19 protein-coding genes are annotated in these 22,506 nt (G+C 44.3%); 8 read left to right on the top strand and 11 right to left on the bottom strand.

What is annotated here, in order from left to right:
- Positions 1 to 161: 161 nt before the first annotated feature.
- The gene (nspC, locus tag AB4307_RS15325; protein ID WP_017063550.1) at positions 162 to 1,301 is read left to right on the top strand and encodes a carboxynorspermidine decarboxylase; all 1,140 of its coding nucleotides are present in this window, start codon (positions 162 to 164) and stop codon (positions 1,299 to 1,301) included.
- A gap of 86 nt (positions 1,302 to 1,387) precedes the next feature.
- Here nspC and AB4307_RS15320 read toward each other — a convergent pair whose 3' ends face one another.
- Together AB4307_RS15320 and AB4307_RS15315 are read right to left on the bottom strand one after the other, a co-directional pair.
- On the bottom strand, positions 1,388 to 1,900 hold the full coding sequence (locus AB4307_RS15320) for a glycine cleavage system transcriptional repressor (RefSeq protein WP_372132334.1): 513 nt from the start codon (positions 1,898 to 1,900) through the stop codon (positions 1,388 to 1,390).
- Positions 1,901 to 2,167: 267 nt separating this feature from the next.
- Entirely contained in the window at positions 2,168 to 3,076 is a 909-nt protein-coding gene (locus tag AB4307_RS15315) for a DUF3943 domain-containing protein (RefSeq protein WP_017069173.1), read from the bottom strand.
- A 212-nt stretch (positions 3,077 to 3,288) separates the two neighbouring features.
- On the opposite strand from AB4307_RS15315, the gene AB4307_RS15310 reads away from it, so the two are divergent.
- Positions 3,289 to 4,527 carry a CinA family nicotinamide mononucleotide deamidase-related protein gene (locus tag AB4307_RS15310; protein WP_372132331.1) on the top strand — a complete coding sequence of 413 codons (1,239 nt, stop codon included), beginning with the start codon at positions 3,289 to 3,291 and terminating at the stop codon, positions 4,525 to 4,527.
- A gap of 174 nt (positions 4,528 to 4,701) precedes the next feature.
- Here the strand turns inward: AB4307_RS15310 and AB4307_RS15305 are convergent, their stop codons facing one another.
- From AB4307_RS15305 to AB4307_RS15295, 3 genes are read right to left on the bottom strand one after another with little or no spacing between them, the layout of a single operon-like run.
- Entirely contained in the window at positions 4,702 to 5,547 is an 846-nt protein-coding gene (locus tag AB4307_RS15305; protein WP_017091586.1) for a dimethyl sulfoxide reductase anchor subunit family protein, read from the bottom strand.
- Position 5,548: 1 nt separating this feature from the next.
- Positions 5,549 to 6,169, bottom strand: a complete 621-nt coding sequence (locus AB4307_RS15300; RefSeq protein ID WP_004733360.1) for a DMSO/selenate family reductase complex B subunit — start codon at positions 6,167 to 6,169, stop codon at positions 5,549 to 5,551.
- Between the two features lie 11 nt (positions 6,170 to 6,180).
- Positions 6,181 to 8,619 (bottom strand): DmsA/YnfE/YnfF family dimethyl sulfoxide reductase, encoded by a 2,439-nt coding sequence (locus AB4307_RS15295; RefSeq protein ID WP_017069171.1) that lies wholly within the window; start codon positions 8,617 to 8,619, stop codon positions 6,181 to 6,183.
- Positions 8,620 to 8,817: 198 nt separating this feature from the next.
- Between AB4307_RS15295 and AB4307_RS15290 the strand changes: the two genes are divergently transcribed.
- Both AB4307_RS15290 and napF read left to right on the top strand, forming a co-directional pair.
- Positions 8,818 to 9,384 (top strand): molecular chaperone TorD family protein, encoded by a 567-nt coding sequence (locus tag AB4307_RS15290; protein ID WP_372132327.1) that lies wholly within the window; start codon positions 8,818 to 8,820, stop codon positions 9,382 to 9,384.
- On the top strand, positions 9,384 to 9,899 hold the full coding sequence (napF, locus tag AB4307_RS15285) for a ferredoxin-type protein NapF (protein ID WP_137001113.1): 516 nt from the start codon (positions 9,384 to 9,386) through the stop codon (positions 9,897 to 9,899). Before AB4307_RS15290 ends, napF begins: the two co-directional genes overlap by 1 nt.
- Positions 9,900 to 10,071: 172 nt before the next feature.
- Here napF and yfaE read toward each other — a convergent pair whose 3' ends face one another.
- The 4 genes from yfaE to ubiG all read right to left on the bottom strand — a co-directional run bounded on the left by yfaE (position 10,072) and on the right by ubiG (position 15,121).
- Positions 10,072 to 10,350, bottom strand: a complete 279-nt coding sequence (yfaE, locus tag AB4307_RS15280; protein ID WP_137001112.1) for a class I ribonucleotide reductase maintenance protein YfaE — start codon at positions 10,348 to 10,350, stop codon at positions 10,072 to 10,074.
- Entirely contained in the window at positions 10,350 to 11,483 is a 1,134-nt protein-coding gene (gene nrdB / locus AB4307_RS15275; RefSeq protein ID WP_017063554.1) for a class Ia ribonucleoside-diphosphate reductase subunit beta, read from the bottom strand. Before nrdB ends, yfaE begins: the two co-directional genes overlap by 1 nt.
- 103 nt (positions 11,484 to 11,586) lie before the next feature.
- The gene (gene nrdA / locus AB4307_RS15270) at positions 11,587 to 13,869 is read right to left on the bottom strand and encodes a class 1a ribonucleoside-diphosphate reductase subunit alpha (RefSeq protein ID WP_017060992.1); all 2,283 of its coding nucleotides are present in this window, start codon (positions 13,867 to 13,869) and stop codon (positions 11,587 to 11,589) included.
- A 508-nt stretch (positions 13,870 to 14,377) separates the two neighbouring features.
- Positions 14,378 to 15,121: a bifunctional 2-polyprenyl-6-hydroxyphenol methylase/3-demethylubiquinol 3-O-methyltransferase UbiG gene (gene ubiG, locus AB4307_RS15265; protein WP_372132323.1), complete on the bottom strand. Its 744-nt coding sequence runs from the start codon at positions 15,119 to 15,121 to the stop codon at positions 14,378 to 14,380.
- A gap of 258 nt (positions 15,122 to 15,379) precedes the next feature.
- Here ubiG and gyrA point away from each other — a divergent pair, with 258 nt between their 5' ends.
- Together gyrA and AB4307_RS15255 are read left to right on the top strand one after the other, a co-directional pair.
- Positions 15,380 to 18,022: a DNA topoisomerase (ATP-hydrolyzing) subunit A gene (gene gyrA / locus AB4307_RS15260; RefSeq protein ID WP_017072500.1), complete on the top strand. Its 2,643-nt coding sequence runs from the start codon at positions 15,380 to 15,382 to the stop codon at positions 18,020 to 18,022.
- 169 nt (positions 18,023 to 18,191) lie between these two features.
- Complete coding sequence (locus tag AB4307_RS15255; RefSeq protein WP_017066842.1) at positions 18,192 to 18,821, top strand: tetratricopeptide repeat protein; 630 nt, start codon at positions 18,192 to 18,194, stop codon at positions 18,819 to 18,821.
- 25 nt (positions 18,822 to 18,846) lie between these two features.
- On the opposite strand, the gene AB4307_RS15250 is transcribed toward AB4307_RS15255, so the two are convergent.
- Complete coding sequence (locus AB4307_RS15250; protein WP_017063559.1) at positions 18,847 to 19,191, bottom strand: rhodanese-like domain-containing protein; 345 nt, start codon at positions 19,189 to 19,191, stop codon at positions 18,847 to 18,849.
- Positions 19,192 to 19,316: 125 nt separating this feature from the next.
- A complete protein-coding gene (gene nrfA / locus AB4307_RS15245; RefSeq protein ID WP_372132320.1) occupies positions 19,317 to 20,747 on the bottom strand; it encodes an ammonia-forming nitrite reductase cytochrome c552 subunit in 1,431 nt (476 codons plus the stop codon).
- 482 nt (positions 20,748 to 21,229) lie between these two features.
- On the opposite strand from nrfA, the gene nrfB reads away from it, so the two are divergent.
- Both nrfB and nrfC read left to right on the top strand, forming a co-directional pair.
- Positions 21,230 to 21,814: a cytochrome c nitrite reductase pentaheme subunit gene (gene nrfB / locus AB4307_RS15240; RefSeq protein ID WP_008222036.1), complete on the top strand. Its 585-nt coding sequence runs from the start codon at positions 21,230 to 21,232 to the stop codon at positions 21,812 to 21,814.
- 3 nt (positions 21,815 to 21,817) lie between these two features.
- On the top strand, positions 21,818 to 22,504 hold the full coding sequence (gene nrfC, locus AB4307_RS15235; protein ID WP_017060985.1) for a cytochrome c nitrite reductase Fe-S protein: 687 nt from the start codon (positions 21,818 to 21,820) through the stop codon (positions 22,502 to 22,504).
- The last annotated feature ends 2 nt before the right edge of the window (positions 22,505 to 22,506 follow it).

The raw sequence follows: 22,506 nt of genomic DNA, 5'->3' as shown, positions 1-22,506 counted from the left end.
ATGGATTGTTCCCTTTTCGATGATGATAGCCTTGAAGCTTTGGTATCATTTATTTTGATTTTGTAACTCACTGCGCTCGGACAGGACAAAATCAAAATAAATCACACCAAAATTGTTAATTTACCTTTCCATCTATTGATGCTGCTTGAGTGTTTACAAAAATGACGTTTAAGAAAGAAGAACTAAAAACCCCATATTTCATGATCAACGAAGACAAGTTGATTGCGAACTTAGAAAAAGCCAAGCAACTGAAAGAGATTTCAGGTGTGAAATTGGTACTTGCGCTTAAGTGCTTCTCGACTTGGGGCGTGTTTGACATCATCAAACCGTACCTAGACGGTACTACTAGTTCTGGCCCTTATGAAGTGAAATTAGGTCACGAAACTTTTGGCGGTGAAACTCATGCTTACAGTGTGGGCTACAGTGAAGATGACGTGAGAGAGGTTGCTGACATCTGCGACAAGATGATCTTCAACTCTCAAAGCCAACTTGCTGCTTACCGTCATATTGTTGAAGGTAAAGCTTCACTGGGTTTACGTTTAAATCCGGGCGTGAGCTACGCAGGGCAAGACTTGGCGAATCCAGCACGTCAATTCTCGCGTTTGGGCGTGCAAGCTGACCACATCAAACCAGAAATTTTCGATGAGATTAATGGTGTGATGTTCCACATGAACTGTGAGAACAAAGACGTCGATGCGTTTATCGGCCTGCTTGATTCAATCTCAGAACAGTTTGGTGAGCACTTAGATAAGTTGGACTGGGTGAGCATGGGCGGAGGTGTGTTCTTCACATGGCCTGGCTATGACATCGAAAAACTCGGTCTTGCGCTGAAAGCCTTCTCTGAAAAGCACGGTGTGCAGATGTATCTTGAGCCGGGTGAAGCGATCATCACTAAAACAACCGACCTAGTTGTGACAGTGGTCGATATTGTTGAGAACGTGAAGAAAACAGCGATTGTGGATTCAGCGACTGAGGCGCACCGCCTTGACACGCTTATCTACAATGAGCCCGCATCAGTATTGGAAGCATCAGAAACAGGCAGCCATGACTACGTGATTGGTTCGTGTTCATGTCTTGCGGGCGATCAGTTCTGCGAAGCGAGCTTTGATGAGCCACTTAAGATTGGTCAAAAGCTGCATCTGTTAGACAGCGCGGGTTACACAATGGTGAAATTGAACTGGTTCAATGGCCTTAAAATGCCTTCAATCTACTGTGAACGTAGCAGTGGTGAAGTTCAGAAGCTAAATGAATTCGGCTATGAAGACTTCAAACGCTCATTATCACAATGGTCAGTTAAGTAACTGAATCACAAGTTCAGAGCAATACAAAGAGCAGCTAATGAGCTGCTCTTTTTTGTTCTTTAATTTTGTTCTTTAATTTTGTTTATTTAGCTTTCAATCATCACACGAGTATCTTCACTGAGCGTTTCGAGTTCATTAACTACGTCGTCGATCTGTACTTCGATTGGCAGCTTAACGGCGATTTTTGATGTGAATAGACTTGAGCTAACACCGCCGCCACCAGCGATAAAGACGCGGTGACAATCCATATCGAGAATACTGATTCCTTGTCTATCCAATACATGAGTCACTTCGTTGACGATACCTGCTCGGTCGTTAGAGTCGAGTCTCAAGTGATGGACCGTGTCTTGAACATTGTGTGTATGATCGGAATCGACAAACTGCACGATGAGATCTGGATTGGTGCTGAACGCTTCTTTTACAATCGATTCGTTGATGGCTGGAAGTTGAACCTTTAGTACGCCTGCGACTTGGTCTTCAATAAAGTTCACTTTACTGATGAGCCATTTGCCGTCGTTTTCGTGAGTAACCGCAGCAAGCTGTTTGATTGTTGCTGGTGATGCTTTTCCGATAAAGTTTACGATAAATGTACTGTTCATATCAGCCCCCAAGGTTTCAATTATTCTTTGCTAATTAAATGTTTGATATCACGCGATAAAGTTCTTTAATTTCAGTGTAGAAGGTTACATCGAACAATGTTTGACCTAGGTCAATTTTTGAAACTAAGCTTCGATGCAAAAAAAGAGAATGAAGAGTAGGGCACAAAAAAAGCGGCTAGAGAGCCGCTTTTTAGAAGAGTTGTCACTGTGATTGATGATTCAGCAACTTATACTCAATAACTTATATTGAGTAGTACTAGAGACGAATTAGAACGTTACTTTGAAGTTCATACCAACAAACTGAGAGTCGTATGGTGCGCCAGCATCGTAAGCAAAACGTGCAGCGTCTTGGTTATCCCACCAAGGGTTAGTATTCAGGTTAACTTCTGCATCACCGCCCCATGCGTCACTTACCCAGTAGTGAATGTGTCCAACAGGGTTAAGGAAGAATAGCGACACATCACCCATGGTTTGAGAGCCCATCACTTCGCCACCTGAAGCAATGATATCCTGCTCTGCTTCTAGCATCATTTCACCGACAACCGCACCGAAGAAAGGTGTGATGAAGAGATCTTGCCATGAAGGTACTTCTGCAAACGCTTCTACGCCGTATTCCCAGAAGAACGTCGACATAGTCCAAGAGTATAAGAATGACTCAAACTCGTCGTAACCTGCGTGTCGAGCTGCGGTGTAGTAAACACCACCGAAATATGGGTGCATTACGTAGTTTAGGAAGTGTTCGTCACGGTCCCATGTTGGACCAGCAGAAACGTTATCTTTCCACTTTTTACCTAATGAGCTGATATCACGTTGGTCATCATCCCACTTAGTAATACTTTCAGGGAGCAGAGTCATTAGACCCACTGTCGCGACACTCAAGCCAAGAATGGTGTAGGTTTGACCCATTAGGTAATCCCAATCTTTCTCCTGACTCACCAACATGTGTTTTGGTTGTTGGATTGAGAAGTCGTACTCATCACTCGATTCGCTCAGTGCGTAATTGGTACTAGGCTTGTAGGTGTACAAGTTGTCATTAAAACAGTAATCTTGAGCACATTCATCCGAGTAAGAAAGGTTGATTGGCTGGTCGAAGTCGTATTGGCTTGCAACCGAGTTAACTGACATTAGCATTGAAAATGCGGCAGTAACCTTTGCTAGTAACGGTGATTTGGCCACAAGGGTCTCCATGAGAAAGTTTGGAATTGATCAGGGTCACAATTATCTATTAAATGCCTGATTTAGGGAACTAATAATTTTTATAGCTTTTCCTAAGAAAACCTTAGGTTTAACATTATTAATATTAGTGAAAAGGCGAATTGCTCCAAATTCAACCATAGACCAGTTTGTAAATAATGCAGTGTCTTTTTATGACAACAAGGGATAGAAATATGACGAAAATCGCAATGTTAAGCACAGGTGAAGAAGTTCTTCATGGAGACATTGTAGATACAAACGCAGCTTGGATGTCTGCTGAGTTTTATCAGCATGGTTTTGCGCTTGCTAAGCGCTCAACTGTGGGAGATCAAATGAATGCTCTTGTTGAAGAACTGCTGATGCTGAGCTTTAACTATGATGTGGTTATCGTTAATGGTGGTTTAGGCCCGACAACCGATGATATGAGTGCTGCCGCCGCTGCAGCTGCTTCCGAGCAGAAACTCGTCATGTTCCCTGAATGGCTTGCTCGTATGGAAGAGATGTTCTCTGGACGTGGCATGCCAATGCCAGACAGCAACCTTAAACAAGCTTTGTTACCTGCGAGTTCAAAGATTGTCGATAACCCTGTGGGGACGGCTTGTGGCTTCAAACTGAAAATTAACGATGCGACTTTCTATTTCACGCCGGGTGTACCAAGTGAATTCAAGCGCATGGTGACGTTTGAGATTCTTCCTGACTTGTCGTGTACCTACCCTCAAGTGGTTGCCTCTGAATGCAGTCGACTGTTTACGTTTGGTTTGTCTGAGTCCGGTATCTCTGATGTTTTGGATCAACTAAAGCTGCCAGAAGGTTATGAACTTGGTTATCGCTCTTATCTGCCGTTCATTGAGGTCAAACTGTTTGGTCCTAAGGCAGACTTAGAAACTCGCGTTAAGCTTCTGCAGATGGTTTACAAGCTGCTAGAGAGTAATGTCGTTAGTGTTGATGAGCCGATGATTGACCATATTGGACACATCATGGCGGAAAAAAAGAAGACGTTATCTGTGTCTGAAGTGTCGACCAAAGGTTCACTGTCAGCGTGGCTGCAATTGAATGAGCAGATAGAAGATTGCTTCGGACACTCATGGGTGATGGCTGAGCCAAAAGAGAGCGAACTTGAAAAGAGCGATCCATTAGCCGCGACCTTTGCGCTGGCTGGAGCAACAAGAGATAAGTGCGGAACTGAATTGGCTTTGGTGACTGGTAAGCTGGAAGGCAACACATTCAGCGTTGCATTGTCGACTGAAGCAGGCGAGTGGGGGCAGGTACTTGAGTTTTATCGTCAGTACTCGCGTGAAGACCAACGCAACGTGATTAAGACCGTTGCCGCCGATATGCTGAGAAGGCATTTAGATAACAAACCGATGTTTGGTACTTATTCTTCGGTTAAGCGATTAAAAGACATGTTTATTCCAGCGGCTATCATTAAGTAGCTATGTAAGCTAACGATGTAAGCGAACTCGCTAAGTCTGTATTAAAAACGCTAGAAAAAACGAAATAAAAAGGCCCAACATCTAAATAGGTGTTGGGCCTTTTGTTTATCTAGCCTTCTAGATAACCAAACAAGCAGCGATGTTTACACGCAACTCATGTCTGTAAGAACTCGATTACAAACCGCTTGTCATATGTAGGCTGTAGAACAAACCACGGCCGATTAACTCTGAAGCCAAGAACAATACTAGTGCTAAGCCAAGGTTAACTGGGTTCACTTTTGCTTTGTTCAGCATCGGTAGAATCCAAACTAGCAAGCTTGCCATCAGCAGTGCCACTTGAAGAATCACATAGCTGCCTAAACCGTCAACCAACTCAGACGCTTTAGCTACTGAAGTTTGGATGTCACCGATTAGGTTCAGTTTTCCTACTGTCACAATCAAGCTAATAGCAACGGCAATAACAGCCAGCATCGTGATGTTACGGTCAACCGTAAAGCGGCTGTCGTTGGCGAATACAATCACGAACTGAGACAGCAGCAAGCCGCCCACAACCATCGTCATGATGAAGCTCAGTGGTGTGTAGATGTTGTCCCACGTCGGTACAGTGTTGATCATGTATACGTTGATCATCGCGTACATGAAGATAACACCCAGTACCATCGCGCCAACCATCAGTGCTTTCTGGATAGCAACGCCACCTTTCTTAAGCACAGACAATAGCCATTGCAGGCCACCGACAGCGAAGAATGCCGCACCGAAGAACACTTCGTTAGACAACCAAGCAGAGCCTAGTTGGTTAAAGGCATTAAACGCGCGCAGTGGAGAACCAAGGTGCGTTGTCGAGAACATGAAGCCAAGACCCATTAGTGCCCACAGAATGAACATTGGAACCTTGTAGCTGTTCAGCTTCTCTTCGTCATGACCAAGTACCAGTGCACGTGCGCCAATCAGTAAGTAACCACCAACCGCAGTTTGCGCCAGCACAGTAAAGAAGATTAAAGACCACTCATGAAAAATCATCTTACACCTCCTTCGGGTTTGCTAGGTGACCACTGGTATCGCCAGTCGGCTTCGCGTTTTTGTTCAGCTTAATCACGATGTTCGGTAGCGTTTCTGTTGAAGATGGCAGTGGAGCCACATCCGCACCAGAGCCGTACTTCTCGCGAAGTGTATTGATTTCGCCAAACTCCAACGCGCGAAGTGGGCAAGACTCAACACAGATAGGCTGTTTGCCTTCAGAAACACGTTGGTAACAACCATCGCATTTCGTCATATGACCTTTCTTAGCATTGTATTGTGGTGCGCCGTAAGGACACGCATTGCTACAGTGCTGACAACCAATACATACGCTCTCATCAACCACAACCAAACCGTCTTCATCACGTTTGTGCATTGCGCCCGAAGGACACACTTTCACACACGCTGGGTTAGTACAGTGGTTACAAGCGATAGATAGGTAGTAAGAAAAGACATCTTTCTGAACCCAGGTATCACCATCTTGAGTGAAGCCACCACCGGCATATTCGTATACGCGACGGTAGTTCGTTTTGATGTCTAGATCATTATAATCTTTACAAGCAAGCTGACAGGTTTTACAACCCGTGCATTTACTTGAATCAATGTAAAAGCCGTATTGTTTCATTCCAACCTACCTTATGCTTTCTTTAGCGCTTTGATTTGAACTAGGTTTGTATGCTGAGGGTTACCCTTAGCAAGTGGGCTCGGGCGCTGAGTCGTCAGCACGTTGATAGAGCCTGCATGGTCGATCTTCTGACCATCTGGTGCGTACCATGCACCTTCGCCTAGTGCGACAACTCGAGGAAGAATCCTAGGTGTCACTTTCGCTGGAATATGTACTTCGCCACGGTCGTTGAAAATACTCACCATGTCGCCGCTATCAATACCACGTTCTTTTGCATCGATTGGGTTGATCCACAACTCTTGCGGTGCTGCTGCTTTGATTTCTGCAACGTTGCCGTAAGTCGAGTGAGTACGAGCCTTGTAGTGGAAACCGGTTAGCTGAAGTGGGTACTTCTCTGCTAGTGGGTCGTTATGACCTTCGAAAGAGTCCGCGTAAATCGGAAGTGGGTGAATCACTTCGTCTTCTTTCAGCTTCCAAGTCTTCGCGATATCAGCCAGTTGCTCTGAGTAGATCTCGATCTTGCCACTTGGTGTGGTCAGTGGGTTCGCTTCAGGATCTTTACGGAAATCTTCATAAGCGATGTAGTGGTGGTCGTAGCTACGTTTGTAGATACCCAGCTCTTTCATCTCTTCGAAGGTTGGCAGTGTTGGATCGTTCTTACGAGTTTCTGCGTAAAGGTGCTCAATCCATTGCTCTTGAGTACGGCCTTCGGTGAACTCTTTTTCTACGCCCATTCGTTTCGCAAGCTGAGTACACATCTCGTAGATAGATTTTGCTTCAAACTGAGGCTCAATCGCTTTCTGCGCGTAGATGAAGTAAGGCATGTTCGCCGCTTTACCGTCCATACACCAGTCGTCTTGCTCAGACGTTGTTAAGTCTGGCAGGATGATATCGGCGTACTTCGCTGAAGACGTCATATGGTTATCAACCACGACAATCATTTCACACGCACTTTCATCTTGAAGAATCGCGTGAGTCTTGTTGATGTCTGAGTGTTGGTTAATGATGCAGTTACCTGCGTAGTTCCAGATCATCTTGATTGGGTTCTTAAGGCGCTCTGCACCGCGAACACCATCAGTGATGTCGGTCATTTCATGGTGACGGTAAATCGCGTCTGTCCACATGAACATTGAAATAGACGTTTCAACTGGGTTTGGCACAGTAGGGAAGCGCACAAATGGAATGTTGATGTCGCTTTCACGAGCGCCTGTTGAACCGCCTGATACGCCCACAGAACCAGTGAGCAGTGACAGCATCGCGATTGCACGACACGCTAGTTCACCGTTCGCAGTGCGTTGTAAGCCCCAACCTTGGTGAATCGCACATGGTTTCGCTGTGCCCATTTCACGGCCAAGCTTAACGATGGTGTCAACTGGAATACCCGTGATCTTAGAAGCCCATTCTGGTGTCTTCTCTACGCCATCTTCACCTAAACCTAGGATGTAAGATTTGTAGTCGCTGTTTTTAGGCGCTGATGCAGGAAGGGTCTTCTCATCGTAACCGACACAGTATTTGTCTAGGAACGGTTGGTCGACAAGGTCTTCAGTGATCATCACGTGTGCAAGACCCGCTACCAATGCCGCATCTGTAGAAGGACGAATTGGGATCCATTGATCTTCACGGCCACCGGCAGTATCGGTGTAGCGAGGGTCGATGATGATCGTTCTTGCGTTTGATTTGTTTTTGCTTTCAACGTAGTGGTGGATCTGGCCGCCACCAGACATACGTGTCTCAGCAGGGTTGTTACCAAACTGAATGTTAAGTTTAGTGTTCTCTAAATCAGAGAAAGAGTTGTTGTTTGCCCAACCGCCGTAGGTGTAGCTCAAGCCTTTCGTGATTTGCGCTGTTGAGTAGTCACCGTAATGGTTTAAGTAACCACCACTTAGGTTCATTAGACGAGCAATCAGCGTTTGAGCTGGTGGCCAAGATTTAGTAACCGTGCCGCCCAGCGTACCTGTACCGTAGTTTAGGTAGATAGTGTCGTTACCGTAGTCTTTGATAAGGCGTTGCATGGTGCCAGCGACTTCATCATAAGCCTCTTCCCAGCTAATACGCTTAAACTTACCTTCACCACGTTTACCCACACGTTTCATTGGGTACTTTAGGCGATCTGGGTTATAAACACGGCGGCGCATCGAGCGACCACGTAGACACGCACGAACTTGGTGATGACCGTATTCGTCAGTGCCTGTGTTGTCTGTTTCTACGTATTTGATTTCACCGTTTTGTACATGCATACGCAGTGGGCAGCGAGAGCCACAGTTTACTGTACATGCACTCCATACGATTTTCTCATCCACATTTTCAGCAACTGCAGCCGCTACTGGTTTGGATTTGAAAGGTAATGCAATACCGCCCGCAAGTGCAGCTGCACTACCTACTGCAGAGGAAGCTTTCATGAAGCCTCTTCGAGTAAGATTCATTACCCCAGATTCTTTCTTATTCGTCATTCTAAGATGCCTTTTGCTATTGATAGCGAGCACTTTATAGGTAGTTTGTTCTTTATGTATTTATTTCGAATTATTGATTGATTGGCATCAAATAAGTGTGGAATTTAAAGTTTATGAATTGAATGTATAAAATAGATCAAAGAATGAAATGAGTTAATTAATATAATTATCTTTAAACCTATAACGGTATAAATAATAATGATTATCGATACGCATAAATTGTTGGGTTCGCTATTTTATCAAGCGACAAGTAAAGAACAGTTAATCACCATTGTCAAAGCTTTGGTTGAGAGCGAAGTACTCTCTGAAGAATGCTTGCAGGCATTAAGAAGCGAAGACGAAGATGCGCTCGCAGCAGAGTTCAGCCGCCTGTTTGAAGGCGTTGGAGACATGCCAGCTCCGCCTTGGGGTTCTGTGTACCTAGATAAAGACCGCGTTGTGTTTGGTGCTTCTACGGTTGAGTATCGCCAGTTTTTAGAATTGAATCAGATTGAATTAGACACTGGGTTAAGAGAGCCGGAAGATCAATTTGGTTTAATGTTATTCGCTCATGCGTATTTGTTAGAAAATAATAATATTAATTCAGCCGGTGAATTGCTTGAGGGTCACTTATTAACTTGGTCTTCTGTTTATTTAGAAAAACTAAATAAAGCATCAGAGTTATCTTTTTATAAAAAGCTATCGGTTGATGTAATAGATTGGTTTAAGTACTTAATATCTGAATATAATTTAAACGTTGCTACTAAAAAGTTATATATCGACTAATGTCTGAACAAATAAATTCAAATAGACGCGGTTTCTTAACTCGACTTTCTAAACCGGTTAAAGCAGCCGCGAATTATGAAGAGATATCACAGCGCTTGCATGCAAGACCGCCAAGAGCGGTCGATGAGGTGCTGTTTGAGCGTCTTTGCGACGGTTGTGGATTGTGTGAACAATCGTGTCCAAATAGCGTTATTGAGATGCTAGAGGGCAGTGCGCTGCTGAATTTGGATTACAACAGTTGTTCTATGTGTAACAAATGCACTGAAGTGTGTCCGACCGACGCACTTCATCCAACGGTCACGCCTTATATCGACCTCAAGCCGAGCTTTGCGGATAGCTGCAATAATTACATGCAAATGGACTGTTCAGCATGCCAAACGGCGTGTTCAGCTGGTGCAATACACATCGAAGTAGGAGAGTTGCCTACAGTGGACAAAGATAAGTGTAACGGCTGTGGAGAGTGCCGAAGCGCTTGTTATATTGGCTCTGTGACTCTTAACCTGACTCAGCAATAAACGTTTGGCTTTGTATGACACAAGCCAACAGGAAGATTTGGTTAAGTGATAGACGAGTCGCTTTAGATACCTAAAGACATAAATAGAAAAGGGTCCGCATTCCTAAAGGAAGCGGACCCTTTTTTGATTCTTATTGACGATATTCGAACAAAGTGACCTAAAGCCAGCTGGCTTATGCGCGTTTTTGCTTGTTTCTATGAATAACGTTACTCAGCGATAGCTCAGTCTTTGCTTTACAGATACAAGGCAATATCTCATTACTTTGCGTGTAAGCCATAGCAAAACCAACGTACTCGACCTCACCAGAATCCAACGTGCAGCGGCAAGCGCCACAGTGACCATCTCGGCAGTTGTATTCTGGCTCTAACCCAGCTTGTTCCATTGTTTCCAACAGAGTGTTTGAAGGGTTAGATTCAATTGAAGTCAGTTTGTTGATTTTGATTGTTGGCATTACAGCTCAAATCCTTCAAAGTCGTCAGCTTTTACTTCGTTGTCGATTTGGCCAACTAGGTAAGAACTGATTTCTGCTTCTTGTGGAGCAACTTGAACGTTATCTGAAGACAACCAAGCGTTGATCCATGGAATTGGGTTCGACGTTGCTGCTGGGTAAGCCGTACCTAGGCCAACAGCCTGCATACGGATGTTGGTAATGTACTCAACGTATTGGCAAAGAATGTCTTTGTTCAGACCAATCATAGAGCCATCTTTGAATAGGTATTCTGCCCACTCTTTCTCTTGCTCAGCCGCTTCTTTGAATAGGTCGAAACACTCTTGCTTACACTCTTCAGCGATCTGCATGAATTCAAAATCATCTTGACCATTGCGTAGCAAGTTGATCATGTGCTGTGTACCAGTAAGGTGAAGGGCTTCATCACGAGCGATTAGCTTGATGATCTTCGCGTTACCTTCCATTAGCTCACGCTCAGCGAATGCAAATGAACATGCGAAACTTACGTAGAAACGAATCGCTTCTAGTGCGTTTACAGACATTAGACATAGGTAAAGTTTCTTCTTCAGGTCGTGAAGTGAAATCTTAACGTCTTCGCCGTTGATGCTGTGGTTGCCTTCACCGTAGCGGTGGTAGTCAGCCGTTAGCTTGATTAGGTCGTCGTAGTAGAAAGCGATGTCTTTAGCACGCTTCAGAATCTCTTCATTTTCAACGATGTCGTCGAATACTACGCCTGGATCATTCACGATGTTACGGATGATGTGCGTGTAAGAACGAGAGTGAATCGTTTCAGAGAAAGACCAAGTTTCAATCCAAGTTTCAACTTCTGGTAGAGATACCAATGGAAGTAGGGCAACGTTAGGGCTGCGGCCTTGGATTGAATCTAGAAGCGTTTGGTACTTCAAGTTAGAGATGAAGATGTGCTTTTCATGCTCAGGAAGCTTGTTGTAGTCGATACGGTCGCTAGACACGTCTACTTCTTCTGGACGCCAGAAGAAAGAAAGCTGCTTCTCGATAAGCTTTTCGAAGATTTCGAATTTTTGTTGGTCGTAACGTGCAACGTTTACCGACTGACCCAAGAACATTGGTTCTTTTAGTTGGTCATTTTTTTGCTGAGAAAAAGTACTGTAAGCCATAAATGCCTCAAATCCTTTAAAGACCCGTAATAAAACGGACCCTGTTAATGCTTTAAACCCAGAGAAGATAACTCTTCTCTGGGGTCTTAATGTTTATTGCGGTTTAGATCTTACAACCGCCGCCTTCACAATCTTCTTCCGGCACTTGAACTGCATCGCCTTGGTCGTCTTTAGCACCATCACGAGTGTTATGGTAGTAAAGCGTCTTAACACCGTACTTGTACGCTGTTAGTAGGTCTTGAAGCAGCTTCTTCATTGGTACTTTACCGCTGTCGTAAACACTTGGGTCATAGTTAGTGTTTGCAGAGATAGCTTGGTCAACGAATTTTTGCATGATACCCACTAGGTGTAGGTAACCGTCGTTAGAACCAATGTTCCAAAGTAGCTCGTAGTTCTCTTTAAGATTTAGGAAATCTGGAACCACTTGCTTAAGGATGCCGTCTTTCGATGCTTTCACTGATACGTAACCACGTGGTGGCTCGATACCGTTAGTCGCGTTCGAGATTTGAGACGATGTCTCAGAAGGCATAAGCGCTGTTAGCGTAGAGTTACGCAGACCGTGCTCCATGATCTCTTCACGTAGAGAATCCCAATCGTAGTGCAGTGGCTCTTCACAGACTAAGTCGATATCTTTTTTGTAAGTATCGATTGGCAGTAGGCCTTTCGCGTAGTTGGTCTCGTGGAAAGATGGGCAACGGCCTTGCTCTTTCGCTAGTTCAACAGATGCTTTTAGCAAGTGGTATTGAATTGCTTCAAAAGTACGGTGAGTCAGGCCATTCGCGCTGCCATCAGAGTACTTAACACCATTCTTCGCTAGGTAGTATGCGTAGTTGATTACACCTACACCTAAAGTACGACGGTTCATTGTCGACTTGTATGCAGCTGGAAGCGGGTAGTCTTGGTAATCAAGCAGTGCATCTAGAGCACGAACAACCAGCTCAGAAAGCTCTGCTAGGTCGTCCAGTTCATTGATTGCGCCAAGGTTGAATGCTGAAAGCGTACATAGTGCAATTTCGCCTTCGTCATCTTCTACGTTAGAAAGTGGCTTAGTAGGAAGCGCGATTTCTAGACATAGGTTCGATTGACGAACAGGCGCTACTTCAGAATCAAACGGGCTGTGTGTATTACAGTGGTCAACGTTCTGAATGTAGATACGACCAGTAGAAGCACGCTCTTGCATTAGCAGAGAGAAAAGCTCAACGGCTTTAACCGTTTCACGCTTCACTGAAGGATCGTTTTCGTACTTAACGTATAGCTCTTCAAAACGGTCTTGGTTTTCGAAGAACGCATCGTAAAGGCCAGGTACGTCTGAAGGTGAGAACAGGCTGATGTTGCCACCCTGAACTAGGCGAGAATACATAAGCTTGTTCAGCTGTACGCCGTAATCCATGTGACGAACTCGGTTCTCTTCAACGCCGCGGTTGTTTTTCAGTACTAATAGAGACTGAACTTCACCGTGCCATAGTGGGTAGAATACCGTTGCTGCACCGCCACGAACACCACCTTGAGAACAACATTTTACTGCTGTTTGGAAGTATTTGTAGAAAGGGATACAGCCTGTGTGGAACGCTTCACCATTACGGATTTCAGAACCAAGTGCACGGATACGACCTGCGTTGATACCAATACCAGCACGTTGAGATACGTAACGAACAATTGAGCTTGCTGTCGCGTTGATTGAATCAAGGCTGTCACCACACTCGATCAGTACACAAGAACTGAATTGACGAGTAGGCGTACGTACACCAGACATGATCGGTGTAGGTAGAGAAATCTTAAACGTAGACGATGCGTCGTAAAAACGTTTGATGTAGTCAAGACGAGTCGATTTCGGGTATTTAGCGAATAGACACGCAGCAACTAAAATGTAAAGGAACTGAGCACTCTCGTAGATTTCTTTCGTTACACGGTTTTGCACGAAGTATTTACCTTCGAGCTGCTTAACCGCTGCGTAAGAGAAGTCTAAGTCACGTTTGTGGTCGATGTACTCGTCAAGCTCTTCGAATTCAGCTTTCGTGTAATCTTCCATAAGGTGGCTATCGTATTTACCCATATCAACCAGTTTTGCAACGTGGTCATACAGTGCAGGCGGCTCGTATTCGCCGTACGCTTTTTTACGTAGGTGGAATACAGACAGACGTGCTGCTAGATATTGGTAATCAGGAGTCTCTTCAGAGATTAAATCCGCTGCTGACTTGATGATAGTTTCATGAATGTCAGTAGTGGTGATGCCATCGTAAAACTGAATGTGAGCTTTCAATTCTACTTGTGATACAGAAACATTGTGCAAGCCTTCAGCTGCCCATGTAATCACGCGATGGATCTTCTCTAGATCGATCGTTTCTTTGCGCCCGTTACGCTTGGTAACAGTAAGTTGTTGGTTCATTCTGCTTAATTTCCCTAACAAAACTGAACAAGGCCGTGTTTTTGTGTATTTCTGTGTAATTTTTGTAAATTACGTTTCGGCTTTGTGATCTTGGTCTACCCATACATTGTAGTTCAAACACAACATATAGGGGTCATTTGTTTGTTGGGTTACAAGATAGTGCTACAACTGATATTTTTCAAGGTAAAGAAATGGGGTTGCTTGTGGATAAGTGGTGGATTGAAAAAAAACTGTAAGTGACCACTAACTGATGAGGTTATATGTGACTTGATTGTATAAAAGTCGGCTTTTAATGATGCTTTATTTTTGCACGCCCATAAAAAAAAATCCCTTGATCTTTGGCCAAAATGGGCGATTGATTTTAGGCGATTAAATTTAAATCGAGGTGGTCAAAATGGAAGCTAGCGCACGAAATTTAGACTGAAAAAAGTCGCAAAGTTATGGTAATTGCAACTCTTTTCATTCGTCTTTTTTACAAAAGGTTTTACGGTAGGGCTACCGATATTTTTTAGCCAAAGTTTTGCGTGTGGACGATGTAGTTTACGTCTACATTTGTGCCTAAACGATAAGTGTCCGTAAGAGGATTGTAGTGCAGCCCTGTAATCCCTAGTTCTTGCAGCGGAGTGTTATCGACCATCTTGATAAGTTCTGCAGGGCGAATGAACTTCTCGTGCTCATGAGTGCCCTCAGGAACAATCTTAAGTAGCTTTTCTGCACCAACAATAGCGAACAGGTAAGATTTGAAGTTACGGTTCAAGGTAGAGAAGAACACGTGACCACCCGGTTTCACTAATTTTGAACATGCACTAATCACAGATTGTGGATCAGGAACGTGCTCTAGCATTTCCATACATGTCACCACATCGTAAGTTTGTGGATTCTGTTCTGCATGGTCTTCGATGGTGCTCTGGATGTAATCGAGCTTGGTGCCAGTTTCCAATGCGTGAAGACGTGCCACTTCTAGCGGTTCTTTACCCATATCTAGGCCAATGACTACTGCGCCCTCAACAGCCATGCTTTCAGCCAAAATGCCGCCACCGCAGCCAACATCGAGGACTTTCTTACCAAATAAACCTTCGGTCTTTTCTAGCACGTAATTTAGGCGCAGTGGGTTGATTTGATGTAGAGGCTTAAACTCGCCTTCCAGATCCCACCAGCGCGACGCCATGTCTTCGAATTTTTTGATTTCTGCTGGGTCTACGTTCTGTGATTTAGTCATAATCGGCATTTCCAAGTTAAATAATGCATCCATGAAATTGCAGGCATTATAACTTGCCTTTTCGCTCTGACCAGAAGATCTACAATTTTGCTAGTTTATTGGATGTAAAGTGACCATGTTTCAGCAAGATATGATGCGGAGGTGCAATTTCTCATCAATTGATTGGCTACAAGGGTCACAAGATGGTAAAAGGAGAGGGAAAGTGATGCCTCCGTAGGTAAATTTGTGTTATATTTTTCGGTCTTATACGTATTCAAAAATACGATCTGACTATAGAGGGAAAATGGCTCTATGAGCGATCTAGCGAAAGAGATCACGCCCGTAAATATTGAAGATGAGCTTAGAGGTTCATACCTAGACTACGCGATGTCCGTCATCGTTGGTCGTGCCCTTCCAGATGTGCGTGATGGCCTAAAACCTGTACACCGCCGCGTTTTGTTCGCGATGAATGTACTAGGTAATGATTGGAACAAACCATATAAAAAGTCTGCTCGTGTAGTAGGTGATGTAATCGGTAAATACCACCCACATGGTGATAGTGCTGTATACGATACTATTGTTCGTATGGCGCAACCGTTCTCACTGCGTTACATGCTAGTTGATGGCCAAGGTAACTTTGGTTCTATCGATGGCGACTCCGCGGCTGCAATGCGTTATACCGAAGTTCGTATGGCGAAAATTGCTCACGAGCTCCTGGCTGACCTTGATAAGGAAACTGTGGATTACGTACCGAACTACGATGGTACAGAACAAATTCCAGCAGTACTTCCTACAAAAATTCCTAACCTATTGGTAAACGGTGCTTCTGGTATCGCAGTAGGTATGGCTACCAACATCCCACCACATAACCTTGGTGAAGTTGTTGATGGCTGTTTAGCATTTATCAATAATGAAGATATCACTATTGATGAGCTAATGGACTATATCCCTGGTCCTGACTTCCCAACAGCAGCACTTATCAGTGGTCGTAAAGGCATCGTAGATGCTTACAAGACTGGCCGCGGTAAGGTTTACATGCGTTCAAAAGCGGATATCGAAGTAGAGAAGAATGGTAAAGAAACCATTATCGTTACTGAGATCCCTTACCAAGTAAACAAAGCTCGTTTGATCGAGAAGATTGCTGAACTGGTTAAAGATAAGAAAGTAGAAGGCATCAGTGCACTGCGTGACGAGTCTGATAAAGACGGTATGCGTATTGTTATTGAATGTAAGCGTGATGCAGTAGGCGAAGTGGTTCTTAACAACCTATACGCTCAAACTCAACTGCAAACGACTTTCGGTATCAACATGGTTGCGTTGAATAACGGTCAACCACAGTTGTTCAACATCAAAGACATGCTTAAGTGCTTCGTAGACCACCGTCGCGAAGTTGTGACTCGTCGTACTATCTTCGAATTGAAGAAAGCACGCGACCGTGCACACATCCTTGAAGCATTGTCTCTAGCACTTGCTAACATTGATGAAATCATTGAACTGATCAAGAGCGCGCCAACACCAGCAGAAGCTAAAGTTGGTTTAGTGTCTCGTGGTTGGGATCTTGGTAACGTTGCTTCAATGCTTGAGCGTGCAGGTACTGATGCGGCTCGTCCTGATTGGTTGGAAGACCAATACGGCATCCGTGATGGTCAATACTTCCTAACGGAAACACAAGCACAAGCTATTCTAGAACTTCGTCTTCACCGCCTAACTGGCCTAGAGCACGAGAAGATTCTAGACGAGTACAAAGCCCTTCTAGAAGAAATCGCTGAGCTAATGCACATTCTTGCAAGCACTGAGCGTTTGATGGAAGTTATCCGTGAAGAACTTGAAGCAGTACGTGAAATCTATGGCGACGAGCGTCGTACAGAAATCACAGCGGCAGTTCATGACATCGACATGGAAGAGCTGATTGCTCAAGAAGACGTTGTAGTAACGCTTTCTAACGCAGGTTACGTTAAGTACCAAATCCTAAGCGACTACGAAGCTCAGCGTCGTGGTGGTAAAGGTAAGAGTGCAACTAAGATGAAAGATGAGGATTACATTGAGCGTCTGCTTGTTGCTAATACTCACGATAACATCCTATGTTTCTCTACTCGTGGTAAGACATACCGTCTGAAAGTTTACCAACTACCATTAGCAAGTCGTACTGCTCGTGGTAAGCCTATCGTGAACATTCTTCCTCTAGAAGAAGGTGAACGTATTACGGCTATCCTGCCTGTTTCTGAGTTCTCTAACGAGAAATTCATCTTCATGGCAACGGGTGACGGTACAGTTAAGAAGACATCACTGGATCAATTCGCAAACGTACGCGCTAACGGCCTAATCGCAGTTAACCTACGTGACGACGATTCACTGATTGGCGTTGACATCACTAACGGTGATAGCGACATCATGCTGTTCTCTAAATCGGGCAAAGTTGTTCGCTTTAACGAGGACAAAGTACGTGCAATGGGCCGTACTGCCTCTGGTGTTCGTGGTATGAAGCTTCCAGAAGACGATCAAGTGGTTTCACTGATTGTTCCTTCTAACGAAGGCGATATCCTAACTGTGACTCAAAACGGTTACGGTAAGCGTACTGAACTAGCTGAATACCCAACGAAAGGCCGTGCAACGCAAGGTGTGGTTTCTATCAAAGTCTCTGAACGTAATGGCCCAGTTGTTGGCGCTGTTCAAGTTGAAGAAGGCGACGAAATGATGATGATCACCGACGCAGGTACGCTAGTACGTACTCGCGTTGCGGAAGTGAGCCAAGTTGGTCGTAACACTCAAGGTGTAACACTGATTCGTACTTCTGACGACGAGAACGTTGTAGGTCTACAACGTATCGACGAAGTAGAAGAAGCTGAGGTTGTTGAAGGCGAAGCTGAAGTAGCAAACGCTGAAGCAGCAGTCGTTTCTGAATCAAGTGAAGAGCAAGCATCAGACGCTTCTGATAGCGAGCAAGACACTGAGTAATCTTTCACTTCTATAAATAGAAGTTGAGACAAAAAGCCGAGCCATTGTGCTCGGTTTTTTATTACCTAGAATTTGGCTGTGACTTGTTTAAAAGCCAATAGCTAAACCTCGATCAATATTGTTTTAGTGAGAAAAAGGTACAGTAAAGCGTCAATGAAAGGAGAATGGAATGGATATCTGGTTACTGATTGCTTTGCTGCTAATGAGCCTATTTCTAGTGGCAATCGTGATCGCATCAAACAGAAAAACCAGTCATCTTAAAGGCAACCTCCTTATTTCATGTGTGGCGATATTAGCCAGCATTCTGGTTTGGTCTCAGATGAAACAAGAAGCCCCTCAACTTACTTCAAGTGACGACAGCAGCTATACAGCAACAGATTTCCAAAATGAACTTCAGCAGAGCCTGGAGCAAGACCCTAATCAATCAGACCTTTGGTTTAAGCTTGGTGGTGTTTATATGCAGAAAGGGGAGTTTGATGCTGCATTTACCTGTTACGACTATGCGATTCGTTTAGACCCACAGGCGCCTTCAGGGCTTTATGCAGCTAAAGCGAGCGCCTTGTATTACCTAAGTTCACAGGCGATGAGTGATGATGTGAAAGTGCTCTTAAATCAATCCATGGAGCTTGATCCCAACGATCGTACGGCATTGATGTTGATAGCGACCGATCACTTCATCAGTATGCGCTACCAACAAGCGATCGATGCTTGGACTCAAATTCTCGATTCTAACCAGAAAGGCATTGATCGTGTCTCTATCATCCATTCGATCAACCAAGCTAAGCAAATGATCCGTTAAACGGGCACTATCTGTAATTTCGAGATTATTTGCTTTCTTGCATCTCAATTAAACCGCCAGCGTTGTGGATCTGTGTAAACCCTTGAGCTTTCAAATACTGGTAAGCTTGTCCTGAGCGGTTACCACTGCGGCAATACAAAACGATAGGTTGAGCTTTGTCTATGCTGGCAAAGTGCGTAGCGACTTCAGAAAGAGGGTAGTTAATCGCATTGTCCAGATGACCTTGCTTGAACTCTCCTGGTGTCCTGACATCAACGACCAGCGCACCTTCCTCAATCATTTCCCACCCTGTTTCTGCTCGTTCTGAGGCGTGAAGTCCTGAACTTGTTAATGCGATGCATAATGCCGAAAGCGAAAGTAAGTGCTTCATTCTTTGTTCCTTGAATTAGCTAAAAGGTAATGTGAAATTGGGACGGTTGAGTGCGCCCAAATCTAAAAAACCAGCCACACCTTTACAGTGTGACTGGTTTTATCTTATTGGTCTATTTGAAGGAACTAGTATTCGTAGTTAGCTTCACGCTTTTCAGCTTGCTCTTCCCACTTAGGAACCACGGTGTCTAAGAAGTGTTGCTTCTCAGCATTCATCTTATCCATGTCCATTCCTAGCGCTTTCTGAGCGGCTTCTTTGGTTGAGATATCTGGAATCTCGATTGGATCGGTAATGCCTTTCTTCGCAAGTAGACGAACAATCTTAGTTCGCGCGTCTGCTGCGCGGTCAACCGCCGTTCCAAGAACCTCTAGGGCTACTTCAGGCCCGTGCATGTGAACACCATGAGATGCGATAGCGTAGTCCCAACGCCATTGCGCATGACGAATATCTTGTAAGATAGGTGCCATCTCTTGTTCTGTTGCGCCTGCTTCCCATGCTGCGCCTGCTTCAAAGTGAGCGGCTACGATTTGTTTCTCAGCGGTCAGCTTCATGTTTAGTACTTGAGCTTTGCGGCTTGAAACGATGTTACGCATGGTCTCTTTAGATTGAGTATGGCAGTTAGCACAAGTGTCTTCGAAGCGGTCAAACGGGTTACCTACTTTATGGTCGGTGTAAACGGTACCGTCTTCTTTCGTCACTTTAGGCATGTGGCAGTCAACACAAGCGACGTTGTTCTTACCGTGAATACCTTCACGCCAAGTTTCGTAACCTGGGTGCTGAGCCTTTAGCATTGGTGCTTTAGAGACTTTATGTGTCCAATCTTTAAAACCAATCTGATCGTAGTACTCTTCCATCTGTTCAACACGCGTCCCTTTATCCCAAGGGAATTTCACACCTTTTGTTGGACCCGTGAAGTAGTATTCCACGTGACACTGAGCACACACAGAGGCTTGCTGATCAAAGCGACCTTGCTCTTCGAAGTTCTTCCCAATCGCATCGAACGCACGTTCAACATAAGGACGAGTGATCTTTAGTGCAGGTTCGCCATTTTTAAAGCCTTCACTTTGAGTATCGTGACAGTCGGCACAACCAATTGGATTGACTATCTCGCTGCCAAGACGAGCCCATTTACCTTCAAAGTAGCCGTCTTCACCACGCTCTTCAATAACGCGTGCTACGTCTGGGCTTTTACAGCTCCAGCACGCCATTGGCATTGGGCCTGAATTTTCGTCGGTTGGTCCGCCAGTACGCAGGGTTTGTCTTACATCATCAACCGCATAAAAGTGGCCGCGGGCTTTGTTGTAGTCTTTCGCGAAACCGTAGCCCGCCCATAGAATAACCATGTTTGGATCTTCTTTTAGTGCGTCTTCAATGGCTTCGCTCTCTGACGTTTGTCTCCATGAATGATATTGATCTGGGTGGTTTTGCTCGAACTGGTCGTTACGAGGATCACCAATTTCTTTTTGTTCAGACGCAGCAAAACTGGTCGCGCTTGCTAGTGATGCGCTAACCATTAATAGTGCTGTGACGGAATTACGTATCCAGTGCTTTTTCACAGTGATATCTCCAATATACTGATTTTTATACCAAGCGTTGTGAGTTTGCTATTCAAATTAAGAACTGGAGAATTGCTGTTTATATTAATTCATAAATAAACACATTTTGTTACGTGTCGGATGTTTGCATGTTTTAGATCAATTAATGACAGTGACTTCAATCACGTTGAAGTTTATATAACCCTAAAGGGGTATGTGGACATCAAGTTAGACTGGTCTTATTGAGAATTATTATCATATATAACAAACAATTACCCGACATGCCCTCACTATAAATAGGGTGATTGTGTTCACATATTACCCTTTGTATATTTCGCTTTACCTAATTAGGGGTATATTCTAAATATAGAAAGCGTTGTGGCTTATCCAAAATAAGAATTGATATCATTTAAGCGGTAATAATATCGTTTAAGGGTACTTTTGTTTAACCGGAATATTATTTAGTTGAGAGTTAAATAATGCCGGTATAAGGAAAGGATAAAATGGGCAATATTAAATTGGCCATAGTCATAATGCTTAAATCCCTTCTAGCATTCTGCCTCTATGGTTATTCCATTCATGCTGTTGCAGAGCCTGCTGTTACGCCAGTAGGAGAGTCAACAAGACATGAAGTCGAATTAATACGTGACAAAGATTACAAGTGTGTCCAATGCCATAAAGATTCTAAAGAAACGGTATTTGGTTCACATGGTGAGAGTGCGCACGCTTTGCTTGGCCGTGAAGTGAATTGCACAGATTGTCATAGTTCTATTGGCCCCGATCACCGTGATGGTGCACCTGAGGTGGTGAAGTATCGCGCGGCTCAATCACAACCCGGAACCGAAAAGGTTTTCCTCGATCCTAGCTTAATCCTAGATGCCAACAGCCAATGTATAGATTGTCATAAGCCTGATGATCTGCGCGAAGCGAGTTGGACTCATGACGTACACGCACAAAACTTAACGTGTTCAAACTGTCACGATGTGCATGCGAGTGAAGCGAAGGTGCTTGGCTTAGATAAAAAGCAAACCATCAAGCTGTGTGTGGATTGCCATTCAGACTTCAACCAGAAGAAAGAAGGGGAGTAATCTATGAGCTGCTCAAGAAGAAACTTTTTAGCTGGCGCGGGTGCCGTTATTTTCACAACTGGTGTTGCAGGTACTGCAGCGGTTACAAGCCGCAAAACGCTGGCTAATGTTCAGGAAGATGGCACCAAGCGTTACGGAATGGTTCATGACGAAACCGCTTGTATTGGCTGTACTGCTTGTACTGAGGCGTGTCGTGAAGTAAACAAAGTGCCTGAAGGCGTATCGCGCTTAGAAATCATAAAGAGCGAACCTCAAGGTGAATATCCAAATGTTGATTACCGTTTCACTCGTAACTCTTGTCAACATTGTGATAATGCACCTTGTGTGATGGTTTGCCCAACAGGCGCCGCCTATAAAGATGAGAAGACAGGAATTGTTGATGTACATAAAGAGAAGTGTGTCGGCTGTGGTTATTGCCTGCTAGCTTGTCCATATCAAGTGCGCTTCTTCCATCCTAAGAATAAGTCGGCCGACAAATGTAACTTCTGCCGCGATACCAATCTTGCGCAAGGTAAATTACCTGCTTGTGTTGAATCTTGCCCTACCAATGCGCTGATATTTGGCGACTTAAATGACCCTAAGAGCGAGATAAACCAGGTACTTAAATCTGAAGTGGTTTACAGAGATAAGGCTTATCTAGGAACTCAGCCAAAACTCTATAAAGTGCCACACCAAAAAGGGGAGATTTGATT

Source organism: Vibrio sp. 10N.261.52.C2, assembly GCF_041471425.1.
GTDB lineage: Bacteria > Pseudomonadota > Gammaproteobacteria > Enterobacterales > Vibrionaceae > Vibrio > Vibrio crassostreae_C.
Note: the sequence above shows the minus strand (reverse complement) of the source record. Positions and strands in the feature narration are given on the sequence as shown.